Origin of the sequence: Flavobacterium haoranii (assembly GCF_009363055.1) — a bacterium.
GTDB lineage: Bacteria > Bacteroidota > Bacteroidia > Flavobacteriales > Flavobacteriaceae > Flavobacterium > Flavobacterium haoranii.
The window spans coordinates 1,211,798-1,237,774 of the sequence record NZ_CP045292.1; the positions used below are offsets into that span (position 1 = coordinate 1,211,798).

The 25,977-nt window shown below is 34.4% G+C and carries 15 protein-coding genes and 1 pseudogene; 8 read left to right on the forward strand and 8 right to left on the reverse strand.

What is annotated here, in order from left to right; translation table 11 throughout:
- Positions 1-11: 11 nt before the first annotated feature.
- The 3 genes from uvrB (at position 12) to GCU34_RS05930 (ending at position 3,642) form a co-directional block, all read left to right on the forward strand.
- Complete coding sequence (uvrB, locus tag GCU34_RS05920; protein ID WP_072785838.1) at positions 12-1,997, forward strand: excinuclease ABC subunit UvrB; 1,986 nt, start codon at positions 12-14, stop codon at positions 1,995-1,997.
- Between the two features lie 201 nt (positions 1,998-2,198).
- The gene (locus GCU34_RS05925; RefSeq protein WP_262884257.1) at positions 2,199-2,399 is read left to right on the forward strand and encodes a hypothetical protein; all 201 of its coding nucleotides are present in this window, start codon (positions 2,199-2,201) and stop codon (positions 2,397-2,399) included.
- 229 nt (positions 2,400-2,628) lie between these two features.
- Entirely contained in the window at positions 2,629-3,642 is a 1,014-nt protein-coding gene (locus GCU34_RS05930) for a zinc-binding alcohol dehydrogenase family protein (protein WP_072785841.1), read from the forward strand.
- A 171-nt stretch (positions 3,643-3,813) separates the two neighbouring features.
- Here GCU34_RS05930 and GCU34_RS05935 read toward each other — a convergent pair whose 3' ends face one another.
- The 3 genes from GCU34_RS05935 to GCU34_RS05945 form a co-directional block, all read right to left on the reverse strand.
- Entirely contained in the window at positions 3,814-4,677 is an 864-nt protein-coding gene (locus tag GCU34_RS05935; protein ID WP_072785843.1) for a helix-turn-helix domain-containing protein, read from the reverse strand.
- A gap of 75 nt (positions 4,678-4,752) precedes the next feature.
- Entirely contained in the window at positions 4,753-5,379 is a 627-nt protein-coding gene (locus tag GCU34_RS05940; RefSeq protein ID WP_072785891.1) for a putative quinol monooxygenase, read from the reverse strand.
- A 288-nt stretch (positions 5,380-5,667) separates the two neighbouring features.
- A complete protein-coding gene (locus GCU34_RS05945; protein ID WP_178138366.1) occupies positions 5,668-6,801 on the reverse strand; it encodes a low temperature requirement protein A in 1,134 nt (377 codons plus the stop codon).
- A 408-nt stretch (positions 6,802-7,209) separates the two neighbouring features.
- Here GCU34_RS05945 and GCU34_RS05950 point away from each other — a divergent pair, with 408 nt between their 5' ends.
- The 3 genes and pseudogenes from GCU34_RS05950 to GCU34_RS05960 all read left to right on the forward strand — a co-directional run bounded on the left by GCU34_RS05950 (position 7,210) and on the right by GCU34_RS05960 (position 9,007).
- The gene (locus tag GCU34_RS05950; protein ID WP_072785846.1) at positions 7,210-7,401 is read left to right on the forward strand and encodes a hypothetical protein; all 192 of its coding nucleotides are present in this window, start codon (positions 7,210-7,212) and stop codon (positions 7,399-7,401) included.
- Between the two features lie 230 nt (positions 7,402-7,631).
- Positions 7,632-8,153 carry a Crp/Fnr family transcriptional regulator gene (locus GCU34_RS05955; RefSeq protein WP_152378378.1) on the forward strand — a complete coding sequence of 174 codons (522 nt, stop codon included), beginning with the start codon at positions 7,632-7,634 and terminating at the stop codon, positions 8,151-8,153.
- Between the two features lie 54 nt (positions 8,154-8,207).
- Positions 8,208-9,007, forward strand: a pseudogene (locus GCU34_RS05960) (type 1 glutamine amidotransferase domain-containing protein).
- 383 nt (positions 9,008-9,390) lie between these two features.
- Here the strand turns inward: GCU34_RS05960 and GCU34_RS05965 are convergent.
- A complete protein-coding gene (locus GCU34_RS05965) occupies positions 9,391-12,048 on the reverse strand; it encodes a valine--tRNA ligase (RefSeq protein ID WP_072785852.1) in 2,658 nt (885 codons plus the stop codon).
- A 315-nt stretch (positions 12,049-12,363) separates the two neighbouring features.
- Between GCU34_RS05965 and GCU34_RS05970 the strand changes: the two genes are divergently transcribed.
- Positions 12,364-12,750, forward strand: coding sequence for a DUF1573 domain-containing protein (locus GCU34_RS05970; protein WP_072785854.1), 387 nt, complete (start codon positions 12,364-12,366; stop codon positions 12,748-12,750).
- A gap of 27 nt (positions 12,751-12,777) precedes the next feature.
- Here GCU34_RS05970 and GCU34_RS05975 read toward each other — a convergent pair whose 3' ends face one another.
- Both GCU34_RS05975 and GCU34_RS05980 read right to left on the reverse strand, forming a co-directional pair.
- Positions 12,778-13,140, reverse strand: a complete 363-nt coding sequence (locus GCU34_RS05975) for a PDZ domain-containing protein (RefSeq protein WP_152378379.1) — start codon at positions 13,138-13,140, stop codon at positions 12,778-12,780.
- Positions 13,128-13,976, reverse strand: a complete 849-nt coding sequence (locus GCU34_RS05980; RefSeq protein ID WP_193702260.1) for an aspartyl protease family protein — start codon at positions 13,974-13,976, stop codon at positions 13,128-13,130. Before GCU34_RS05980 ends, GCU34_RS05975 begins: the two co-directional genes overlap by 13 nt.
- A gap of 326 nt (positions 13,977-14,302) precedes the next feature.
- Here GCU34_RS05980 and GCU34_RS05985 point away from each other — a divergent pair, with 326 nt between their 5' ends.
- Positions 14,303-15,493 (forward strand): pyridoxal phosphate-dependent aminotransferase, encoded by a 1,191-nt coding sequence (locus tag GCU34_RS05985; RefSeq protein ID WP_072785868.1) that lies wholly within the window; start codon positions 14,303-14,305, stop codon positions 15,491-15,493.
- Positions 15,494-15,594: 101 nt separating this feature from the next.
- On the opposite strand, the gene GCU34_RS05990 is transcribed toward GCU34_RS05985, so the two are convergent.
- Both GCU34_RS05990 and GCU34_RS05995 read right to left on the reverse strand, forming a co-directional pair.
- Positions 15,595-19,191 (reverse strand): T9SS type B sorting domain-containing protein, encoded by a 3,597-nt coding sequence (locus GCU34_RS05990; RefSeq protein WP_152378381.1) that lies wholly within the window; start codon positions 19,189-19,191, stop codon positions 15,595-15,597.
- A 79-nt stretch (positions 19,192-19,270) separates the two neighbouring features.
- Positions 19,271-25,843, reverse strand: coding sequence for a T9SS type B sorting domain-containing protein (locus tag GCU34_RS05995; protein ID WP_152378382.1), 6,573 nt, complete (start codon positions 25,841-25,843; stop codon positions 19,271-19,273).
- Positions 25,844-25,977: the final 134 nt, after the last annotated feature.

Here is a 25,977-nt window from a genome sequence, read left to right on the forward strand (position 1 = left end):
AATTATTTTAAATGAAATTTCAAGTCGTATCTGAATACAGCCCAACGGGAGATCAGCCACAAGCTATTAAAAAATTATCCGATGGAATTATCAACGGAGAGCAATTTCAAACGCTTTTGGGTGTCACCGGTTCCGGAAAAACGTTTACTGTTGCTAATGTTGTGCAAGAAGTACAACGCCCAACATTAGTTTTGGCTCACAATAAAACATTGGCAGCCCAATTATATTCGGAGTTCAAACAGTTTTTCCCCAATAATGCCGTGGAATATTTCGTTTCTTATTACGACTATTACCAACCCGAAGCGTATATTCCGGTTACGGGAACCTATATTGAAAAGGATTTATCGATTAATGAGGAATTGGAAAAAATGCGTTTAAGCACCACTTCTGCCCTACTTTCTGGGCGACGTGATGTTTTGGTTGTTGCTTCTGTTTCGTGTTTGTATGGTATTGGAAATCCTGTGGAATTTCAAAAAAATGTGATTTCGCTTGACAATGGTCAGGAAATTTCGCGTACCAAATTATTGCATCGATTGGTTCAAAGTTTGTATGCCCGAACGGAAGCGGAATTCACTCCCGGAACTTTTAGAATCAAAGGTGATACGGTAGAAATTTTTCCGAGTTATGCTGACGAACCGTTTCGTATTCACTTTTTTGGAGATGAAATTGAAGAAATTGAAGCTTTTGATGCCAAAACTTCTCAAGTTTTAGAACGCTACGAAAAACTAAATATTTATCCGGCTAACATGTTTGTGACTTCTCCCGATGTTTTGCAAAATGCCATTTGGGAAATCCAACAAGACATGGTCAAACAAGTCGATTATTTCAAAGAAATTGGCAAACATTTAGAAGCCAAACGATTGGAAGAACGAACCAATTTTGATTTAGAAATGATTCGCGAATTGGGATATTGCTCCGGAATTGAAAATTATTCTCGTTATTTGGACGGAAGAGCTCCGGGAACGCGCCCGTTCTGTTTGTTAGATTATTTTCCAGATGATTATTTGATGGTTATCGACGAAAGTCACGTTACCATTTCCCAAGTCCACGCGATGTATGGTGGCGATAGAAGTAGAAAAGAAAACTTAGTTGAATATGGTTTCCGTTTACCGGCTGCCATGGATAACCGTCCATTGAAATTTGAAGAATTTGAAGGTTTACAAAATCAAGTGGTGTATGTTTCGGCAACTCCAGCCGATTACGAATTAAAAAAATCGGAAGGAATTTATGTAGAACAAGTTATTCGACCTACAGGTTTATTAGATCCTATTATAGAAGTACGTCCGAGTGCCAATCAAATTGACGATTTAATTGAAGAAATTCAGTTGCGTTGTGAAGCAGACGAACGTGTTTTGGTGACCACTTTAACCAAACGTATGGCGGAAGAATTAGCCAAATATTTAACTAAAGTTGCCATTCGTTGTCGCTATGTTCATAGTGATATTGACACTTTGGAACGCGTTGAAATTATGCAAGATTTACGCAAAGGTTTATTTGATGTTTTAATTGGCGTTAACTTATTGCGTGAAGGTTTAGATTTACCCGAAGTTTCTTTGGTAGCCATTTTAGATGCTGATAAAGAAGGTTTCCTTCGCAGTCATCGTTCGTTAACACAAACTGTTGGTCGTGCGGCTCGTAACGTAAACGGAAAAGCCATCATGTATGCAGATAAAATTACCGATTCGATGCAACGAACTATTGATGAAACCAATTATCGCAGAGAAAAGCAAATGAATTATAACAAGGAACATAATTTGGTTCCTAAAGCATTGAATAAATCCATTGAAAATGCGTTGACCAAAAATCAAGTTTCTAATTATGGATACGATGCTCCAAAAATAGCAGCCGAACCAGAAAACGAATATTTATCGAAAACTGAAATTGAAAAACGCATACGTGAGAAACGTAAGGCAATGGAAAAAGCAGCAAAAGATTTAGACTTTATGCAAGCTGCAAAATTGCGTGACGAAATTCAAGCGCTTCAAGAAAAAATATAGCATATTTTTAACAATACTTTGTATCATTTATTACACTAAATTGAAAGAAATTTCGTAACTTTAAGTATAATTAAAAAACTTAAAAATTATGCTAGTTCAAATTAATACAGACAAGAATATTGAAGGCCACAAAAGAATGAATGATTTTTTGAGGAAGAAATTAGAAAAGATTTAGCTCGTTTCGATGAATTAGTAACACGAATTGAAGTCCATTTAGAAGATGAAAATGGAGATAAAGGAGGGAAAAATGATAAAAGATGTGTTATTGAAGCTCGAATTGAAAAGAAAAATCCAATAGCAGTCACATCAAATGGCGATACTCCTGAAAAAGCTTTTTATGACGCTTTACACAAAGTGAAACGTTTATTAAGCAACGAAAAGGAAAAAATTAAAGCGCATTAATAAACTAAAAATCCCGAGCATTAGCTTGGGATTTTTTTTGTTTACAAGTTAATATTGAAACTAATGTGTGTATTATAATTTGCAATATTTTTTTAATATATTTGAAAACGTTACCTTATTGCACAAATACAACCATAATTGGGTAGATATGCGATATTTAAAAGCGTATATTTACTAGTTAGCCGTTACCTTAGCAAAACAATCAACACAATAATTTAATAGAAAAAATATGCAAGCGATAGGATTTAAAACAAGTTTACCAATTTCAGAAGCAGACAGTTTCATACAATTTGAAAAAGAAACACCAGTGCCAAAAGGGTATGAATTGTTGGTGAAAATACAAGCTGTATCAATAAACCCTGTGGACTATAAGATACGCCAGAATAGTCTGAAAGATAAAATCTCAGACAATCCCAAAATTATAGGTTGGGACGCGGTTGGTGTTGTTGAAGCGGTTGGAGAAAACGCCACTTTGTTTAAAAAGGGTAACAACGTTTTTTATGCAGGAGATATAACAAAGGACGGTAGTTATCAAGAATTTCAATTAGTTGATGAAAGAATTGTAGGGTCCCCTCCTAATAATATCCCAATTGAGGCATCTGCTGCTATGCCGCTTACTTCATTGACAGCTTTTGAAATATTATTTGACAGAATGCAATTAAGTGCAGAAAAAGACAATGGGAAATCAATTTTAATTATCGGCGGTGCTGGCGGCGTTGGCTCGGTAGCTATGCAAATTGCTAAAAATATTTTAGGTTTAAAAGTAATTGCCACTGCATCAAGAGAAAACTCAATAGAATGGTGTAAAAAAATGGGTGCTGATTTTGTAGTAAATCATAAAAACTTACTACAAGAAATGAAAAGCATCGGCTATGAAACTGTTGATTTTATTGTGGACTTTGTGGACCTAAATCAATATTGGAATGCAATGGTGGAATTAATAAAACCACAAGGGAAAATTGGTTCGATTAGCGACCCGACTGAGCCTGTTAATTTACGTCAATTAAAAAGTAAAAGTGTAAGTTTTCATTGGGAGTTAATGTTTACCCGCTCTATGTTTCAAACTGATGATATGGTACAGCAACATCGCATCCTTAATCAAATTTCAAAGTGGTTAGATGATGGGATATTACAATCTACCTTAACGACCACATTGCAAGGTTTTTCGGTTGAAAACTTCAAAAATGCACATACTCAATTAGAGAGTGGCACCACAATTGGAAAATTAGTAATTAAGTATTAAAAGTATAGATGACTAATAAAGAAAGGCGAACGGCTAACATCGTATTGGCAATATAGTAGGGCTGACAGTTGTAAATTCAACATTTGGTATTCTATCGGGCATTTGTGCAAATGTTATGCTGACGTTTTTCAAATGCCCCACCATCGCCAATACGTAAACCGTTGTACGCAATTAATTTGACTCTAGTTTAGCAAAACCAACTGTCTTACGATAAATATCAGGCGATACTCCTACCTTCTTTTTAAAAAAACGACTGAAATAGAATTCATCGTCAAAACCTAAAAAAGCAGCAACTTGTTTCACTGGTTTAGAAGTTAGATAAAGTTCTCGTTTCGCCTCAATAATGATCCTATTTGAAATTAAGGATGAAGTCGTTTGATTGAGATATTTCTTTACGATACTGGATAAAGTTTTGGGACTTAAACATAGTTCATCTGCGTATTCTTGGGGAGAATGGAATTTGCAATAATTACTATCAATTGCATCGACTAAATTTTGTAAAATTTCTGTTTTTGAATCTGACGATCTGGGAGTTAATTGTTGATCAAATTGTTTCTTTTGTCTGACCGCTTCTATTAAAAACACTTTTAAATATGCCACAAGAACTTCATGCTGAGCGATTGAGGCTTTGTCCATCTCTTTCGAAATTTGATCAATCAAATTAAGAAATAGGCTTTGCTCGTTTACAGTAAAATAGGGTAACCCATGGAAATTATTAAAAAGGATTCCCTCGGTCTCTATTTCGTTTTGATGTCTATATGTACAAAAAAAATCGGGATGAAAATTCAATAAATAACCCTGACACTTTTCTTCAGAACGTATCATGAAAGGTTGATACGGAGCCAAACAAATCATATGATTTCCTTGCAATTCAAAACTTTGAAAATCAACGCTTAGTTCATAGCTAATTCCACATAACAAAACGATAGAATAATAATTTCTTCTTTGTAAATGATCAAACTGACTTAGGTCGTTGAACTCTTCTAATCTAAATGCAAGTTCCCCGTTTTGTTTGTCTATAATTATTTGGGACATACTAAATTTATTTTTTAGCTCATTCAAATTTAAAAAAAAGGAGTGCCAAAAGCACTCCTTTCTTAAATCAAATATTTATTTTGAAGCTAGAATGTTAATTTTCTGAATTGCTGAAGCATCAAAGCCTTCCAAAATTACAGGTGCATTCTCCATCAACGCTGCTGCTACTTTCCCTGATAAATGAGCATCTCTGCCAGCGTCATCTGCAAACGTATCGAAAATGGCATAGGTCTCTTCATTGATTTTAAAAGCATACCAAGATATAGTTGCAGGCTCAGAGCTTACCAATGACTTGCCCGCTTGTAAGAAATCCTCCACTGCAGATGTCTTTCCTTCTTTGGCTTTCATAATCACCAACAATCCCTTATTCTGATTCCCCACTTTATGATTACTTGCTTGAACATCAACGGTCTTAATGTCTCTGCTAGGATCAAAACCTTCTAAAAGATCACCAGCATTGGCCAATAAGGCTTTTGCCACTTCTCCATTTAAGTGTGCCTGTCTGCCTTCTTCAGCTTCAAATGTGTCATAAATTCCGAAAGTTTGTTCATCTATTTGAAATGCAAACCAAGATTCAGTTTTTGGTTCTGCATTTACCAATGATAAACCACCTAGAAGAAACTCTTTCACTTCTTGCTCCTTACCTTCTTTCGCTTTCATGATTACTAGTAATCCAATGTTTTCATTTTTTGTGTTGTCCATAATTTTATTTTTTTTGATTGAGAAAATGCTTGAATTGTTATCCCTAGGATTAGAACTAGGCTACTTAATTTGATTAAACTTTTAAATTTCATTTTGACTTATTTTTGTTACACTACAAATGTAGAACTAAAAAAGGGCCTTGGAATGGAGATAAAAGACTTAAGCATGGACAATTTTCCAATATAACAATGAAGAATGTAAAAAAGCTCATAACACTGTATATGAAATCATAGCTCCCATTCGGGCGCTACGCTTCATATACTAAACGTTGTACGCAAGCCTATATTTTTATTCTTTCGAAACATACCCAGATACATCCTTGGTTAAGATAAACTTGAAATTGACAAACGTGTAAGACAGCATACCTATTGTAATTCCAACAAGCGCATATTCTATTTTTGGCAAAAAGGTAGATGCTATGGTTATAAAAATACATACCAGCGTATTAATTGTCATCCTTTTACGGAAGGGAGGAATAAAAACAATATAAACGGTTTGTTTTCCGATGTAAAAAAAACTCATTCCCGTAATCGCCAGAATTCTAAACTCATTCATATTTAGATCATTTAAAATAGCATGTCGAATCACATTAGCCAAGATTACAAAACCCATAGCTAAAAACAAGTGGGAATACAACATAGGAAACCCGTTGGTCATAGATTTAATCCGCTCATTAATAGGAAAACTATCATAATATATCCACCAAATTAGCCCAATCATAATAAAACCCGTAACTGCTGCCACAATACTTAAAATGTCCCAATTTACACTTCTTAAAGTGCCTGTGAGACTTATAATAGATTCTCCCAGAAGTATTATAGAAAGCAATCCTATACGTTCTACCAGATGTTCGCGATGGACTGGTTTTGGTTTCTCCAAATTCCGTGTACTTACAAGATAAATACCGAGCATTTCAATTAGAATTCCTGAAACCAAAATAATTTCCCTCAAGGGGGTTTCCATGAAAATGGAAATAGCTGAAATTCCCGTGCCGAAAAGAATTACATAACCACTTTTCCTAGCATAACTTACAGAGTGAAGGTCTTGATTAGATGCTCTAAAAAACAAAAACACCAATATTAACTTTATAACCACATAAAAACCGACAAAGGCAGGATAATTCTGAAAGAGATCATCTCCAAAAAATGCAGCCATGACTATCATCAAGAACATAATGGTAAGACTAAAGATTCTTTCAATCCTATTATCATGATTGAATCGATTGGAAAATAAGGTATGTACAGTCCAGACCCACCAGATTATAATAAATTGTAAAGGGAATAGCCAAATCTGTTCAGGATTTAAATGGTTATTATGAGTATGCGCCAGAGAATGAGTTACTACTCCAATGCTGGATACAAAAACAAGGTCGAAGAATAGTTCGAGCCAGGTAGCATGTCGGTGTTTTAGAAAATATTCCAAATATTCAATTTTAAGAATTTACTATTAATGAAATTGTATACGACTTTTCCTTCGGCAACCAATTGACCTTCCTGGAAAGCCTGCATAGTTGTTATCATTAGTCTATTGCCCAAATGTACAAATTATCTTAAAATAATTAAATGCCTTTGCGCCTTGTAAATAATCAATTCTAAGTTCAATAGTTGCTTATTTATCTTCTTTAGAAATAAAATTGGCAATTCCAACCATTCCACCTACTGAATCCATTATTAGATCAATAACTCCACCGTGTCACCTGCTTCTTCGAATGTCTCCTACCAATTCTTCCCTGTAAGGTAATAAAACCCGTACTGGCTGAACCGAAAAAGCAAAGTTGTAAAATGAAAGCGCTAATATATTAACGGAAAATGTTTAGCAAATTCTAAAGAAATGGCAGTAAAATATCCTGATTTGACTAAAGCGTATTGTAAATGTTCAACTGCAAGGATTCAAGCGGAATTCACTCAAGCGGAATATATCGAGATTATTAAAATTGGAATTGAAGAACAAAAGCAAAAGTTATTACCAGTATTTCCAAGCTGCTTTTCGGATTACCAAAATAATGTGAAAAAGCATAATTAAAACATTAATACTAATAAGCCTGCGCACAGCAGCGGTTAAAGTAAATGGCTTGATCAAGAATTTCCCGAAAATTCTCCGAATTTTCTAAATTTTGTCTATTTTTGGGTTGGCTAGGTTTTGGCACACGCAACTTTCTTTAGCCGCGGACCGCCGTTGTAAGTAATTTAAATGAACATCAAAAATTCAATAATATTAGAAATTTTTAAAGGCATTTCTTTTTCAAAAAAGAAATGAATCTTATTGAAAGTAAACTTAAAAAACTCAAGTTAAAAAAAGGGACTACAATATTAAAAGCAGATGATAAAGTGAACATTCAATATTATGTTTACAATGGATGTTTAAGAACTTACTTTATTGACAAAACTGGTAAAGAACATACTTTGCAATTCGCCATTAATGATTGGTGGATAAGCGATTATACGGCTTTCTTCACGGCATCCAAAGCGATTATGTATATTGAAACTATTCAGGATGCAACTTTATATGAAATTTCCAAAAAAAGTATGGAAGAATTATTTATAGAGATTCCACAATTAGAAACTTTTTTCAGAAAAAAAATGGAAAGAGCTTTTGCTAGCTTTCAAAACAGAATATTAGCAAATTTAGCCCAATCAGCTAAAGAAAGATACGTTTCTTTTATTAGCACTTACCCAAATATTGAACAGGCTGTAAAAAATTACCATATCGCTTCTTATCTAGGAATTACTACCGAAAGCTTAAGTAGAATTAGAAAAGAAATATCTCATAATTGATTTTATTACCATACATCAATTTCCAGTACTTAATTTGACAGTAATTTTGTTATAATCAAAAGAATAACAACAATTATAATCGCTTTAGCTTTATTTTCCTCTTGTGGTAAAAACACAAAAGAAAATAATTCTAATGAAAAAAAATTAAGTATTAACACAAAAAAAAGCAAAACAATGAAAAAAGTATTATTTGTATTAACTAATCACGAAGATTTAGGAGATACTGGAATGAAAACTGGTTTTTGGATTGAAGAATTTGCAGCACCTTATTACTTATTAAAAGATAATGGAATTGAAATTACTTTGGCATCTCCAAAAGGAAGACAACCTCCAATTGACCCAAAAAGTAATGAACCAGATTTCCAAACTCCAGCAACCATAAGATTTAATGATGATAAAGAAACTCAAGAGATCTTATCTAAAACAATAAAATTGGAAACTGTAAATCAAGCAGATTATGACGCAGTATTTTATCCTGGTGGACACGGTGTTGTATGGGATTTAGCTGAAGATGAAAACTCAATTGCCTTAATAGAAGATTTTTATAACAACAATAAACCTGTTGCTGCTGTTTGTCACGCTCCTGCAATTTTTAAAAACACAAAAAATACGGATGGGACACCTTTGGTTAATGGGAAAAAGTAACTGGATTTACAAACGGAGAAGAAGAAGCTGTTCAACTAACTTCTGTTGTTCCATTTTTGGTTGAAGATATGTTAAAGAGTAATGGTGGAATTTACACTAAAAAAGCAGACTGGAGTCCTTATGCGGTCGAAGATGGTTTATTAATAACTGGACAAAATCCTGCATCTTCAGAACCAGTTGCCCAACTGTTACTAGAAAAGTTAAAGTAAAAACTACTCACAACAACGTGTATAAGTAAGTAATAGCGACTTGGTTTTTAATTCAAGTCGCTATTTTTTTTTATTTTGTAAATTACTTTCCGAAAGTGATCGCAAAAATTTCGCTACTACTCATACACAAATACGTTCAAGCACATTGACTTCGTCGAATCTTCGATTTCAGCTAAAGCTGACTTTTGTTGCTATATTTTGCTAAAGCAAAACCCCACCCAAAAGAAATGTGTTCTAACGACCTGCTAAACCATTATAAAGCATAAAAAAAATCCCGAGTTTACACTCGGGATTTTTTTAGATTCTGAAATCGAAGATTCAACGAAGTTAAACGAGTTCAGACTCGAGGCAAAGCCGAAAAGAGCTTCGCTAATGACAATATGTTATTTCAAACTTGCTAAACTTTGTTCTAAAGTGGCGATTTTTGCCAAAGCATCGGCTTCTTTTTTGCGTTCGTTTGCAATTACTTGTTCTGGTGCTCCGCTAACAAATTTTTCGTTAGACAATTTCCCTTGTACTGAACGTAAGAATCCTTGTGTGTATTTTAATTCTTCTTCTAATTTAGCTACTTCTGCATCTAAATCAACATTTCCTCCTACTGGAATAAAATATTCGTTTGATTTTACACGATACGATAACGCTCCGTTTACTTTTTCATCAACGTAAACTAAATCCACCACGTTACCTAATTTCATAATCACTGAATCGAAATGCGTTGAAGCTTTTTCATTATTCACCACTTTCAATTCAATCGTTTCTTTGAACGAAATATTTTTATCTTTTCTAATCGTTCTAATTCCTGAAATTACTTCTGTAGCAAAATCGAAATCAGCAATTAATTTCTCATCAAATGCTTTCATTTCTGGCCAAGAAGCAACGATTAATGCTTCTTCTGGAGTTCTTTCTGCAATATGTTGCCATATTTCCTCTGTTAAGAAAGGCATAAATGGATGTAACAACTTCAAGTTCGCTTCTAACATTTCGATGGCTTTATCGAAAGTTGTTTTGTCAATTGGTTGTTGGTAACCTGGTTTAATCATTTCTAAAAACCACGAACAGAAATCGTCCCAAACCAATTTATAAATCGCCATTAGTGCATCAGAAATTCTGTATTTCTCGAAGTTATCTTCAATTTCAGCCAATGTCTTTTGCAGCTTCGCTTCATACCATTCGATGGCTACTTTTGATGATTCTGGTTGTTCAATATTGGCAACTTCCCAACCTTTAATCAAACGGAAAGCATTCCAAATTTTATTAGAGAAACCTTTTCCTTGGTTACATAATTCTTCGTCGAATAAAATGTCATTTCCTGCAGAAGCACTCAATAACAATCCTACACGAACACCATCAGCACCAAATTTTTCAATTAAACCTAGTGGTTCAGGAGAATTCCCTAACGATTTAGACATTTTACGTCCTTGTTTGTCACGTACTAAACCTGTTAAATATACATTAGAGAATGGTTTTTCTCCTGTGTATTCATAACCTGCGATAATCATACGCGCTACCCAGAAGAATAAAATATCTGGACCTGTTACTAAATCATTGGTTGGATAGTAATACTTGAATTCCTCGTTTTCAGGGTCCATCATTCCACCAAAAACAGAAATTGGCCATAACCAAGAAGAAAACCAAGTATCTAGTGCGTCAGGGTCCTGACGTAAATCGTTTACTGTTAAATTAGCGTTTCCTGTTTTTGTTTTCGCTAGCTCAAGCGCTTCATTAATGCTCTCAGCAACTACGAAATCTTCTTTTCCATCGCCATAATAATAAGCTGGAATTTGTTGACCCCACCATAACTGACGCGAAATATTCCAATCGCGAATGTTGTTTAACCAATGCGCATACGTGTTATTAAAACGAGAAGGATGTAACTTTATCTGGCTCTGCCCTGTTCGCTGTTCGCTCGAGTCATCTGATTCTAAAACGGCTTTGATGGCTGGTTTTACTAACTCGTCCATTTTTAAGAACCATTGGTCAGATAATCTTGGTTCGATTACCGCTTTCGTTCTTTCAGAAGTTCCCACGTTGTTTACGTGATTTTCTACTTTTACTAAAGCGCCAATAGTTTCTAATTCTTTCTCGATTTCCTTACGAACATCAAAACGATCTTTACCTTCATAATGTAATCCGAATGAATTTAAAGTAGCATCTTCGTTAAAAATATCGATGATTTCTAAACCGTGTTTTTCGCCAAGTGTTTTATCGTTTACATCGTGCGCAGGCGTAACTTTTAAACAACCTGTACCAAATTCCATATCTACATATTCGTCGAAAATAATAGGAATTACGCGGTTGCAAATAGGCACAATGGCTTTTTTACCTTTTAAATGGAAATAACGCTCGTCTTCTGGATGAATACAAATGGCAGTATCTCCTAAAATAGTTTCAGGACGTGTGGTTGCAATCGTTACAAACTCATTACTTCCTTCAATTTGGTATTTTAAATGGTATAATTTCCCTTGTCTTTCTTCGTAAATAACTTCTTCATCAGACAACGTAGTTTTAGCTTCTGGATCCCAGTTTACCATACGATAACCGCGATAAATTAATCCTTTGTTGTATAAATCAACAAACGATTTGATTACCGAAGCACTCATGTCTTCGTCCATAGTGAATTTGGTTCTGTCCCAATCGCATGAACAACCTAATTGTTTCAATTGCTCTAAGATAGTTCCACCGTATTTTTCTGTCCAATCGAAAGCATGTTTTAAAAACTCTTCACGCGATAAATCGGATTTATTAATTCCTTCCGATTTTAATTTCGCTACTACTTTCGCTTCGGTTGCAATAGAAGCGTGATCCGTTCCTGGAACCCAACACGCGTTGAATCCTTTTAAACGTGCACGACGAATTAATACGTCTTGAATAGTATTATTTAGCATGTGCCCCATATGCAACACTCCGGTTACGTTTGGTGGCGGAATTACAATAGTATATGGTGTTCTATGGTCGGGCGTTGAATGAAAATATTTGTTTTGCATCCAATAGTCGTACCATTTCTTTTCTACTTGTTTGGCATCAAATTGAGCTGGAATCATTTTATGTTAGATGTTAGATGTTAGATGTTAGATGTTAGATGTTTTTTACACTCTAAATTCTAAAATATTATTAATAAGTATACAAAAATAAATTTAGTTTACCACTTAGCCCCGATAGAACAAGCACCGTGTGCAAGTGATAGCGGGAATAAGGTTTACAAATACAAACGGCAGACTCGCTGCGAAAAAATATTTTGGTACACTTTTTGTAAATTTAAATGCAAAAGTAACGATATCTACTAAAATAAAAAAGTTAAATTACTTGTTAGTAGTTTTTAAAGTACATATTTTTACGATAACCCAAAATATAAAATGATGAAAAAATTATTTAATTTACTAATACTTTTTGTTGGTTTATTTGTTTCTGCCCAAGAAGGCGCTAAAATTGAATTTAAAACGGAAACTATAAACTATGGTGACGTTGTGAAAGGTAAAGATGATGGTGTTCGCGAATTTATTTTTACAAATACTGGAGATGCTCCTCTTATTATTAAAGATGTAAAATCGAGCTGTGGTTGTACGGTTCCTACTAAACCAACGGAACCTATTATGCCTGGTAAAAGTGATAAAATTGTGGTTAAATACAATATGAATCCAGGTCCGATTAGTAAAACGCTTACTGTTGAAACCAATGCTGTTAATAAACCAAATGGTATTATTCCGTTAAGAATAAAAGGAAATGTAATTCAGGATAAAAAATAAAAAAGGCTCTCAAATTGAGAGCCCTTTTTATAGTATTTTTTCAAGATAAAATTCAAATTCTAAAAGTTTTCCATCTCTTTCGACTAGAATTTTTATTTTTTTTCCTTCTTCCGATTGAAACAATTCAGTAATTTTTTGAATGGTATAATTGTGACTACTTTTATTGTTGATCTTTATTATTATATCTCCTGCCAATAGGCCTGCTTTAGCTGCTGGAGAATTTTCTCTTACTTCATAAATTTGAAAATTAGGTTTAAGGGTGTATTTATAGTTATATACTTTACTTATATATTCTGTTGCGTTTACTTCTCCTTTACCACTAACATTTGTGAAACTGTCTAACTCTTTTACCCATTGTTGTCCAAAATGATGTACTTCTAAACCAGACATATTATAATTAAAAGGTTCATTAAAAAGATTATTTTGTTTGTAATAAAAAAATGATTTTTGTAATCTAAAATCCAATTAAATCTCTTAATTATTTCTCCTCCTAAAGAGCCGTCCCTTCCTTTAAATAAATCTAACTCACTTAATTTTATATCTGGATAAGAAACTAATGCATGATGTAGAATAAATTTGTCTAATTGCAAACTTTCTATTCTAGACTTTTTTCCCTTTACGTCTCCGCTTAACCCTCTTCCTAAAAAATCTATAAAATATCGTTCCTTACATTTAATTGAATCACTTTCAAAAAGCCACAAACCATCGCCTAATCCACTATCAAATAGCAATTTGGCATTGTGATTTTCATCACTATTTTCAATTTTTAAATTTACATAAGGTTTATTTTGATAAATTTCAATTTGAGTCTTTTCATATCTACTCATTTTTTTTGTGATAGTTTCAAAATCTTTGTATAAGTAAAGTTTCTTTTTGGAATAATTTATTTCAACTAAAAAATCTTTAAAAAAAGAAGAACCAATAATTCCATTTATTTGTATACCAAGCTTGTCAATTAAGCTTATATCTTGGTTAGTAACCAATAAAACTTGAAAATTTCTATCTACTAAACCGTTTATTTCAAACTTATTCTTCTCTGAAATATAAGCATTTAGCTCTTTTCCATATCCCAAACCCCGAATACTAATTGTTTTTGGATTATAAAAAGCTATACTATCATTTTTTGGAAAACTAAACATAAGATTCTTTTCTGAACCTGTATCCAGAATCATTTTTAAATCAACATCATTTACTTTTACATCTACAATTATTAAATTGTAAATCAATTCAAATGGAATTTCAATCTTATTTTTATGAGAAATCCAGTTCAGTTGGGCAAAAGTACACTGACTAATAAATAATATGAAAAGTAATCTTAACATTAAGTAATAATTATTGTAACAATTTACTACATATTTAATGCTAAAAAAAATATTTTTATAATTATTTAACAAAAAACAATATAAAAATTAAATACAAACAAATACCTATTAAAAGTGTACTTATCTAATTGTTAAAAGAATACACTAAATAAATTAAGCTAACATAAGTTGTTATTTATTTTATAAAGAGCGAAAAAAAATGCAATTTTGCAATTCCAAACAAACAAATTATGCCAAAAATATCAAACAAAGGGCAACAAATGCCTGAATCTCCTATTAGAAAACTGGTTCCCTATTCGGAAGCAGCAAAGAAAAAAGGTCACAAAGTGTATCATTTAAATATTGGTCAGCCCGATATTAAAACTCCAGATGTCGCTATTAATGCCGTTAAAAATGCAAACATTGAAGTATTAGAATATTCTCATTCTGCTGGTTTTGAAAGCTACAGAAATAAACTTTCGCAATATTACAAAGCTCACGGATTACCAATCGATACTCAAGATATTATCATTACAACTGGTGGTTCTGAAGCTTTATTATTCGCCTTAGGAAGCACAATGGACACTAATGATGAAATTATTATTCCAGAACCATTTTATGCAAATTATAACGGATTTTCAACTGCATCGGGTGTAAAAGTTGTTCCTGTTATGTCTTCTATAGAAGATGGTTTTGCTTTACCTCCAATCGAAGCTTTCGAAAAATTAATTACACCTAAAACTAAAGCTATCTTAATTTGTAATCCTGGAAATCCTACGGGTTATTTATATTCTCAAGAAGAAATCTTAAAATTAGCAGAAATAGTAAAGAAACATGATTTATTCTTAATTGCTGATGAAGTTTACAGAGAGTTTACTTATGACGGATTTAAACATTTCTCGGTTATGAATGTAGAAGGTTTAGAACAACATGCTATTATGATCGATTCGGTTTCTAAACGTTATAGTATGTGTGGAGCAAGAATTGGTTGTATTGTTTCTAAAAATAAAGAAGTTATGGCAACAGCGATGAAATTTGCTCAAGCGCGTTTAAGTCCACCAACTTATGCTCAAATTGCTAGTGAAGCTGCTTTAGAAACGCCACAATCTTATTTTGATGAAGTAATTACTGAATATAAAGACCGAAGAGATACTTTAGTTAACGAATTAAATAAAATTCCTGGTGTTACAGTTGCAGTACCTAAAGGTGCATTCTATTGTATTGCTAAATTACCAGTTAAAAATGCTGACAACTTTGCGCAATGGTTATTAGAGAGTTACGATTTTAATGGCGAAACTGTAATGGTAGCCCCAGCGGCTGGCTTTTACTCTACTCCAGGCGTAGGTTTAGATGAAGTTCGAATTGCTTATGTTTTAAAGAAAGAAGATTTAATTAAATCTGTACAAATATTAAAAGAAGCACTAGCTGTTTATAATAATTAGAAGCTTATTCCCGCTGTACGTGCTACAAGGTAGCTTACTTCCATCGGGGCTATAAAACAAAAAAGCCACTCAAATGAGTGGCTTTTTTGTTGTTTTATTATCTATCTTTTTAATGAAAAATGCGCTTTAAACTCTTTCATTATTCCATTCTCTTCATATTCTAAACTAAACCAATAGTCTGTCGATGGTAACGGTTTCCCATTCAATGTTCCATCCCAACCATTGCCTTGGTTCGCTCCTAAAGTATTAATCTGTTTGATTAACTTTCCATATCTATCAAAAATATACAACTTAGCATTCTCTTGTTCTAAACCAATGATATTCCATGTGTCATTATAGCCATCTCCATTTGGTGTAAAGAATTTTGGATAATCTACTACCAATACCGGAATTGTAAAGTATGTACATCCTTGGGTATCTACTACTGTTACAGTATGTGGTCCTGCTGATACTCCTGTAAACACATTTGAACTCTGGAACTCCCCTTCATCTAATTGATATTCTAAGGTTCCGTTTCCATCTGTTACTGTTATCGTTACAACTCCACTGCCTGTAAAGAACTCAGTAACTACTACTGTTGCATTAGCTAATGTCGCTGGATTTGTCTCTATTACAGTTACTGTATTTGAAACTCCTGAACAATTCGTTCCTAATAACACATCTACATTAGTAACTACCACATAGTAATCTCCCGCCATTACTACTTCATAGTAAGGTGTTGTTGTTGTGCCTAATGATATATCTCCTGCAGTATCTACCATAAACCATTCATATTCATAATCTCCTCCTAATGGTAAAACTCCTGCATTTAACCAATATGTTTGGTAAACTTGACCATCTTGTACACATATTGCGCCATCATGTAACTGAACTTGTGGATTGGGATGAATATCAACGGTCGCTGTAAATGGATCACTCTTACATCCATTTAAGTCAACCCAAACGGTAAAAGTCGCTTGGCCCGATACTAATGAATCTACTAATGTAAAAGCTTGGTTTAAATTCAATGAATTTGTCGTAGTGACTCCACTTAGTATACCTCCTACTACATCTGCATTGGTTAACACTAAATCCCATCCAAAAGTAATATTGGTATCTGGATGTGAATAATTTAAATTTATACTCGCTCCATCACAAATAGATGTTGGCGTTATGATAGGATTGTAAACTGGTTTTGGATTTACATAAACTGTAAAATCTATTGTATTAGCACTTTCACATGATCCTATAAAAGCATGTAATCTATACACTACTACGCCTTGTAAAGTACCACTTACGGATAAGGTCTGAGCTATAGTATCTCCTGTACCATTACTCGCTCCTACCACTCCATTTACATTTGAGATTACTTCCCATGTAAAATTAACATTTGGATAGCTACTCGAAATCTCAATATTAGTTGTCTCTCCTGAACAAATTGTTTGTTCCTCTGGTGAATTTGGACTCACCATGATATCTGGACGTGGATTTACCGTAACATCAATATCATGGAAACTACTTGTACATGAACCATTGTCTGCATAAAAACGGATGTTAACTACTCGAGGAGTTTCTATTCCACTAAATAATGTCAATATAGCATCTGTAAAACTTGTCCCTTGACCTGATATTAATCCATTTACCTCATTTGCATTTACGATCCAATTTAATGTCTCACCTGTTTGTAAGCCCGTTACAACTATATTTGTCATATCTCCATCACAAATACTCGGGCTGTTATTCGTTACTACTATTGAAGGCGTACTAATCATACCGTTAGTAGTAAAATTAGAATCAATAGAACAGTTACTATTTGAAACTGTCAATGTATAATTTGTACCAAAAACTTCTCCAGTAATATTACCATTAGTATCATAAGAAGGTCCTAACGGTGCAAATGTATAATTTAAAGTCGAATCAAAATTTGAGATATAGCTGTAACCATCAGTAGTACAAGTTGGATTAATTGTTGTAATTATTGCTGCACTTGGTGTTGGATACATTTGTTGTATATTAAATTGAGGAGTAGTTGTAGAAAAACATGGTGAAATTGTACTTTGAGCATAAACTACATAATCGGTATTGAATTGCATATTCAAAATTTCTCCAGTTGTTAAATCTACAGTAGGACCCGATGGTGAAAAAATATAATTCACATTAGCTTCTAAATTACTAATAATTTTAATTTCATTACTCGAACAAGAAACAGGCGTTGAAGTCAAAACAATAGGTTCACTTGGCTGAGCCAACATTTCGTCATTTGAAAAATTAGATGTATAATTCGAATAACAATCACCATTAAAGGCTCTCACAGTATAATTTTGACCAAAGACCATACCTAACACGTTTCCACTTACATCTACTGTTGGGCCAGCTGGATTAAAATCATAAATCATTCCTGAAACATAATTTACAATTTCACTATAGCCATCAGAGCTACAAGTAGCTGAAATTGTTTGAATTACTGGATCAGCCGGTGTTATTAACATTTCTTGGATTGTAAATGGAGACGAAAAAACTGACATGCAAGTACCATTATCTCCCTTTATTTCATAAGGTGTATTAAAATTAAATCCTAAAATATTACCTGAGCCATCTACAACTGGTCCTGGAGGATTAAATTCATAACTATCAATTCCGTTAAAATTACTGATAACTGCATTACCATCTGAAGTACAAGTTGCAGGAGTAACAGTAACAACAGGTATATCAGGTATAGGAGATACTACAACAGTTATTTGACGTCTAAAACTTTCACAACCTTCTACATTCGTTTGAGATACCCAATAATTAAAATTACCTTGAACAGCTGTTGAAGGAGTTGGTGCTGTTGCACTTGCAGTTCCACCTGTAGCAGTTGTATACCAATTTAATGTATTTCCTGGTAAATCTGGTGTTGCAGATAAAGCAGTTGCGGTATCTCCTATACAATAAATCACAGGACTTGTAACTGTTGGTAAGCCTGGCGATGGTTTTACTTCAATTTGAATCGATTCAGGTGCAGATGCACACGCAGTTCCTAATCCAATTTGATAGTTAACTGTATGAATACCAACACCTGCTACAGAAGGATAAAACAAACCGGTTGATGTTACTCCTGGTCCTGACCAGTTTCCACCATTATTTACAGAAGTTAGTTGATAAGCAATATCATTTACACAAAAAGGTCCTGCTGGATTAATCGTTGCATCAGGGCTTGCAAACTCTGCAGAATTTGCTGTATTACCTAAATCAATTGTAAAGTTAGTTGAAGCTCCACTCCAATTTTCTACAACAATCATTAAAGTCTGACCAGCTGTTACATAAGGCGCAGGAACAGAAGATGCACAAGCAAATGCATTTCCTAATTGATTACAACCGTTACTATTACTCGCATAATTACATTGTATTTCATTTGCCGAATTTTGGATAGCAGCACATGGAGACATTCCTGAAGGAACATTAAAAACAGCTACATCTAAAAATCCAGTACTTGCATTACCATTAATCAGCATATTTAAAAAACCCGATTGTGCTACATATGTAGTAATATAAGCTACCGTATTTCCAGGAAGTAAATCTAAACAAGATGTACTAGCAGGACTTTGAGTTACAAATGAAAATGTAGGATTTGTCGATAAATCACAAGCTACCACATTTGTTGTACATTGCGCTTTTGTAATAGTAGTTACTAAAATTAGAACTAGACCACATACAATTGATTTAAAATTCAACTTCATAAAAAATAATTATTGTGTTGGTAAAAAAGCAAATATAAAAAAAGCCACTCAAATGAGTGGCTTTTTTGTTGTTTTATTATCATCGTTTTAATGAAAAATGCGCTTTAAACTCTTTCATTATTCCATTCTCTTCATATTCTAAACTAAACCAATAGTCTGTCGATGGTAATGGCTTCCCATTCAATGTTCCATCCCAACCATTGCCTTGGTTCGCGCCTAAAGTATTAATCTGTTTGATCAACTTTCCATATCTATCAAAAATGTACAACTTAGCATTCTCTTGTTCTAAACCGATGATATTCCATGTATCATTATAGCCATCTCCGTTTGGTGTAAAGAATTTTGGATAATCTACTACCAATACCGGAATTGTAAAGTATGTACATCCTTGGGTATCTACTACTGTTACAGTATGTGGTCCTGCTGATACTCCTGTAAACACATTTGAACTCTGGAACTCCCCTTCATCTAATTGATATTCTAAGGTTCCGTTTCCATCTGTTACTGTTATCGTTACAACTCCACTGCCTGTAAAGAACTCAGTAACTACTACTGTTGCATTAGCTAATGTCGCTGGATTTGTCTCTATTACAGTTACTGTATTTGAAACTCCTGAACAATTCGTTCCTAATAACACATCTACATTAGTAACTACCACATAGTAATCTCCCGCCATTACTACTTCATAGTAAGGTGTTGTTGTTGTACCTAATGATATATCTCCTGCAGTATCTACCATAAACCATTCATATTCATAATCTCCTCCTAATGGTAAAACTCCTGCATTTAACCAATAAGTTTGATAAACTTGTCCGTCTTGTACACATATTGCGCCATCTTGTAACTGAACTTGTGGATTGGGATGAATATCAACGGTCGCTGTAAATGGATCACTCTTACATCCATTTAAGTCAACCCATACTGTAAAAGTCGCTTGGCCCGATACTAATGAATCTACTAATGTAAAAGCTTGGTTTAAATTCAATGAATTTGTCGTAGTGACTCCACTTAGTATACCTCCTACTACATCTGCATTGGTTAACACTAAATCCCAGCCAAAAGTTACATTCGCATTAGGGTGTGAATAATTTAAATTTATACTCGCTCCATCACAAATAGCTGTTGGCGTTATAATAGGATTGTAAACTGGTTTTGGATTTACATAAACTGTAAAATCTATTGTATTTGCACTCTCACATGATCCTATAAAAGCATGTAATCTATACACTACTACGCCTTGTAAAGTACCACTTACGGATAAGGTCTGAGCTATAGTATCTCCTGTACCATTACTCGCTCCAACCACTCCATTTACATTTGAGATTACTTCCCAACTAAAAGTTACATTAGGATAAGTACTCGAAATCTCAATATTAGTTGTCTCTCCTGAACAAATTGTTTGCTCCTCTGGTGAATTTGGACTCACCATGATATCTGGACGTGGATTTACCGTAACATCAATATCATGGAAACTACTTGTACATGAACCATTGTCTGCATAAAAACGGATGTTAACTACTCTAGGAGTTTCTATTCCACTAAATAATGTCAATATAGCATCTGTAAAACTTGTCCCTTGACCTGATATTAATCCATTTACCTCATTTGCATTTACGATCCAATTTAATGTCTCACCTGTTTGTAAGCCCGTTACAACTATATTTGTCATATCTCCATCACAAATACTCGGGCTGTTATTCGTTACTACTATTGAGGGAGTTGGTAACATTTGATTAATCATAAACGAACTCGAATTCGAAGATGAACAAGAACCATTATCTGCATAAACTGTATAAGTTACGCCATAAATCATATTGGTTATTTCACCATTAGCTTGAACCGATGGCCCAACAGGAGTAAATATATAAGTTAATCCAGAAACAAAATTTGTTACGGTACTAATACCATCAGACGAACAACTTTCCGTAATTGTATTTATAATTGGGACTACTGGTAAAGTCAACATTGCATCATTTGTGAAACTAACAGATGATGATGAACTACAACTTCCGTTATCGGCAACAACCGTATATGAAGTGCCCGGTGTCATGCCACTTATTAAACCTGTTGCATCTACACTTGGTCCCGAAGGCGTAAATACATACGTTAATCCTGATGTATAATCTGTTATTGTGCTAACCCCGTCTGATGTACAAGTTGCTGCAATTGTATTTATTGTAGGAACTGCTGGTGTTGCTAACATGGCATCGTTTGTAAATGATGATGAAGCTACAGAACTACAACTTCCGTTATCAGCATAAACTGTATAACTCGTACCTACAACCATACCGCTTATTAAGCCCGTTGCATCAACACTTGGTCCTGAAGGCGTAAATATATAAGTTACACTTCCGTCATAATTTGATATTGAACTTATCTCATCTGAACTACAATCTGCAGCTACACTCGAAACAGTTGGAACTGCTGGTGTTGTCAACATGGCATCATTTGTGAAACTAACAGATGATGATGAACTACAACTTCCGTTATCGGCAACAACCGTATATGAAGTGCCCGGTGTCATGCCACTTATTAAACCTGTTGCATCTACACTTGGTCCCGAAGGCGTAAATACATACGTTAATCCTGATGTATAATTTGTTATTGTGCTAACCCCGTCTGATGTACAAGTTGCTGCAATTGTATTTATTGTAGGAACTGCTGGTGTTGCTAACATGGCATCGTTTGTAAATGATGATGAAGCTACAGAACTACAACTTCCGTTATCAGCATAAACTGTATAACTCGTACCTACAACCATACCGCTTATTAAGCCCGTTGCATCAACACTTGGTCCTGAAGGCGTAAATATATAAGTTACACTTCCGTCATAATTTGATATTGAACTTATCTCATCTGAACTACAATCTGCAGCTACACTCGAAACAGTTGGAACTGCTGGTGTTGTCAACATGGCATCATTTGTGAAACTAACAGATGATGATGAACTACAACTTCCGTTATCGGCAACAACCGCATATGAAGTGCCCGGTGTCATGCCACTTATTAAACCTGTTGCATCTACACTTGGTCCCGAAGGCGTAAATACATACGTTAATCCTGATGTATAATTTGTTATTGTGCTAACCCCGTCTGATGTACAAGTTGCTGCAATTGTATTTATTGTAGGAACTGCTGGTGTTGCTAACATGGCATCGTTTGTAAATGATGATGAAGCTACAGAACTACAACTTCCGTTATCAGCATAAACTGTATAACTCGTACCTACAACCATACCGCTTATTAAGCCCGTTGCATCAACACTTGGTCCTGAAGGCGTAAATATATAAGTTACACTTCCGTCATAATTTGATATTGAACTTATCTCATCTGAACTACAATCTGCAGCTACACTCGAAACAGTTGGAACTGCTGGTGTTGTCAACATTGCATCATTTGTGAAACTAACAGATGATGATGAACTACAACTTCCGTTATCGGCAACAACCGTATATGAAGTGCCCGGTGTCATGCCACTTATTAAACCTGTTGCATCTACACTTGGTCCCGAAGGCGTAAATACATACGTTAATCCTGATGCATAATTTGTTATTGTGCTAACCCCGTCTGATGTACAAGTTGCTGCAATTGTATTTATTGTAGGAACTGCTGGTGTTGCTAACATGGCATCGTTTGTAAATGATGATGAAGCTACAGAACTACAACTTCCGTTATCAGCATAAACTGTATAACTCGTACCTACAACCATACCGCTTATTAAGCCCGTTGCATCAACACTTGGTCCTGAAGGCGTAAATATATAAGTTACACTTCCGTCATAATTTGATATTGAACTTATCTCATCTGAACTACAATCTGCAGCTACACTCGAAACAGTTGGAACTGCTGGTGTTGTCAACATGGCATCATTTGTGAAACTAACAGATGATGATGAACTACAACTTCCGTTATCGGCAACAACCGTATATGAAGTGCCCGGTGTCATGCCACTTATTAAACCTGTTGCATCTACACTTGGTCCCGAAGGCGTAAATACATACGTTAATCCTGATGTATAATTTGTTATTGTGCTAACCCCGTCTGATGTACAAGTTGCTGCAATTGTATTTATTGTAGGAACTGCTGGTGTTGCTAACATGGCATCGTTTGTAAATGATGATGAAGCTACAGAACTACAACTTCCGTTATCAGCATAAACTGTATAACTCGTACCTACAACCATACCGCTTATTAAGCCCGTTGCATCAACACTTGGTCCTGAAGGCGTAAATATATAAGTTACACTTCCGTCATAATTTGATATTGAACTTATCTCATCTGAACTACAATCTGCAGCTACACTCGAAACAGTTGGAACTGCTGGTGTTGTCAACATTGCATCATTTGTGAAACTAACAGATGATGATGAACTACAACTTCCGTTATCGGCAACAACCGTATATGAAGTGCCCGGTGTCATGCCACTTATTAAACCTGTTGCATCTACACTTGGTCCCGAAGGCGTAAATACATAAGTTACACTTCCGTCATAATTTGATATTGAACTTATCTCATCTGAACTACAATCTGCAGCTACACTCGAAACAGTTGGAACTGCTGGTGTTGTCAACATTGCATCATTTGTGAAACTAACAGATGATGATGAACTACAACTTCCGTTATCGGCAACAACCGTATATGAAGTGCCCGGTGTCATGCCACTTATTAAACCTGTTGCATCTACACTTGGTCCCGAAGGCGTAAATACATACGTTAATCCTGATGTATAATTTGTTATTGTGCTAACCCCGTCTGATGTACAAGTTGCTGCAATTGTATTTATTAGAGGAACTGCAGGCATATTATTAATAATAATACTTCCTGTTAAAGGTCCAATATTACTAATACATCCTAAAGTTGAAATTCCATAGTTAAAAGTACCAGTCTCTGTTGGTGTACCTGTAATTGTTAATTGGCTACCAACAATATTAACCGATAAACCAGCTGGTAAATTTGGAGTAAATTGTAAATCAAAAGATGTTGCATCACCTCCATAATTGTAAACAATATCTGCTATTGAATTTCCTAAACAAATGGTTTGAGAAGCTGGTCCAAAATTCGTATCTAAAGCTAAAGAACAAGAAGAACAATCTTGAATAATAATTTCAACTGGAGTTGTATCATACGCAGGACAAGTAGATGTAGCATCTATATGATATACCACACTATATGTTCCTACCGCACTAGTTGCTGGAGTAATTTCACCAGTAGTTGTATCTATAGATAAACCAGTTGATGGAGTTACCACAAAATTACCTGTTAATGGTGCAACTGTATTCGTAGAAGGTAAATAAGTATTTGTATCACTTGTACAATATGGCGAACCTGTATAACCTATATCTCCACTTGGATCTGCTTGAACAACTAAATCGAATGAACGATATTGAATACATCCATTAGTCCAAAAATCTTGAACAGCTACCCAAATAGTTTCTCCACCATTTGATAAGTAATTAGACAGTTCCCCTGGGTTGGTTCCAGGCTGTATAAATGGAAAACCAGCTACAGCATCGGCGTAGCTTGTATGATAGGTTATAAAATAATCATTAGGATCTTGTGCATTTGGTGGATCTGCTAAATTTAACATAAAAGCATCTTGATCCAAATCAAAACTAAAAGGCCCCGTACCTGTTGCACAAATTACAATATCTTCTGGTTCGTTAAACAAAACAAATGGTTCAGGACCAACTGTAATTGTATCTGAAACTGTTCTAATTGTGGTATCACATTGTGTGTAACTAACAACTGCCGTATAGTCGGTATCAACAGTAGGACAAACTGTAATAGTTGTTAAACCAGTACTACCCGCTATTGGATTACCATTTTCTAACCAAGAAATTTGAGCTGTATTCACATTTCCATCTGGAACGAAACGCCAAGCTTCAGTAGTAGCATTCCAAGTTCCTAAATTTCTACCTGGGGCTGCCATCCCCTGAGAACCCGATGCATTTAAAATTCCTAAAACTCCTAAACCATTATTCCAACTACTACATGATTGTCTTCTTATTACATTTACATCAATAATATTAGAAGTCTCATATATTACTATTTGTGTAGTTTGCATACCACTACTTGTACAAGCGCCTAAATACAAAGGTAATTCATTAAAATTAACTACAAATTTTCTATTAGGAGCATCACCTTCCTCATAAAAATTTACATTTTGTACTGAAGGATTTGTAACTGGGCCAAGTGGTGCTGGTCGTATATTAGTATCTTGATAAACTCCATAAATAGCATTTCTATAAGGGATATTAGTTGTTGGTATTGGACTACTAGACCTTAGGTCCCAATCACAATAATTAATATTTGGCGGTTGTGTAAAAGTAATAAGCCCATTTGTACCCACCCATACTCGATCATAATATTGACCATAAAAACAAAACCTAAATGCTAAGTTATGTTCGGCCCAAGAATCATCTTGATTTGCATCCATTACCGTTCCACCTAAAAGACCTGCTGGCGCAAACGGTATTGATTCAATTCTGTAATTTGTTGTGGTTTCAACCGGAGTAAAAGTAGCATTTAAATCCACACAATCACCCGAATTACAGACAGGTAAAGGATCTTGAATATCTACCGAAACTTCTTGCGCAAAAGTCTCATTCAAAAATCCTACTAAAAATACTGCAAAAAGTAATATTTTTTTCATAATTTGTTGTTAGTATTGCTTTGGTAATTGACAAATTTAATAAATTATTAACAGTAACCCCCACATTTAATAACATAATAATAAAAATTAACAATATAGTTCAGGGAAGTTAAAAAACTTACATTGTGAAAAAT

Bases quoted from the DNA above. Each gene is read 5' to 3' on its own strand.
- uvrB (WP_072785838.1), top strand. From the start codon at position 12: ATGAAATTTCAAGTCGTATCTGAATACAGCCCAACGGGAGATCAGCCA.
- GCU34_RS05930 (WP_072785841.1), top strand. From the start codon at position 2,629: ATGCAAGCGATAGGATTTAAAACAAGTTTACCAATTTCAGAAGCAGAC.
- GCU34_RS05935 (WP_072785843.1), bottom strand. From the start codon at position 4,677: ATGTCCCAAATAATTATAGACAAACAAAACGGGGAACTTGCATTTAGA.
- GCU34_RS05940 (WP_072785891.1), bottom strand. From the start codon at position 5,379: ATGGACAACACAAAAAATGAAAACATTGGATTACTAGTAATCATGAAA.
- GCU34_RS05950 (WP_072785846.1), top strand. From the start codon at position 7,210: ATGGCAGTAAAATATCCTGATTTGACTAAAGCGTATTGTAAATGTTCA.
- GCU34_RS05955 (WP_152378378.1), top strand. From the start codon at position 7,632: ATGAATCTTATTGAAAGTAAACTTAAAAAACTCAAGTTAAAAAAAGGG.
- GCU34_RS05965 (WP_072785852.1), bottom strand. From the start codon at position 12,048: ATGATTCCAGCTCAATTTGATGCCAAACAAGTAGAAAAGAAATGGTAC.
- GCU34_RS05970 (WP_072785854.1), top strand. From the start codon at position 12,364: ATGAAAAAATTATTTAATTTACTAATACTTTTTGTTGGTTTATTTGTT.
- GCU34_RS05975 (WP_152378379.1), bottom strand. From the start codon at position 13,140: ATGTCTGGTTTAGAAGTACATCATTTTGGACAACAATGGGTAAAAGAG.
- GCU34_RS05985 (WP_072785868.1), top strand. From the start codon at position 14,303: ATGCCAAAAATATCAAACAAAGGGCAACAAATGCCTGAATCTCCTATT.
- GCU34_RS05990 (WP_152378381.1), bottom strand. From the start codon at position 19,191: ATGAAGTTGAATTTTAAATCAATTGTATGTGGTCTAGTTCTAATTTTA.
- GCU34_RS05995 (WP_152378382.1), bottom strand. From the start codon at position 25,843: ATGAAAAAAATATTACTTTTTGCAGTATTTTTAGTAGGATTTTTGAAT.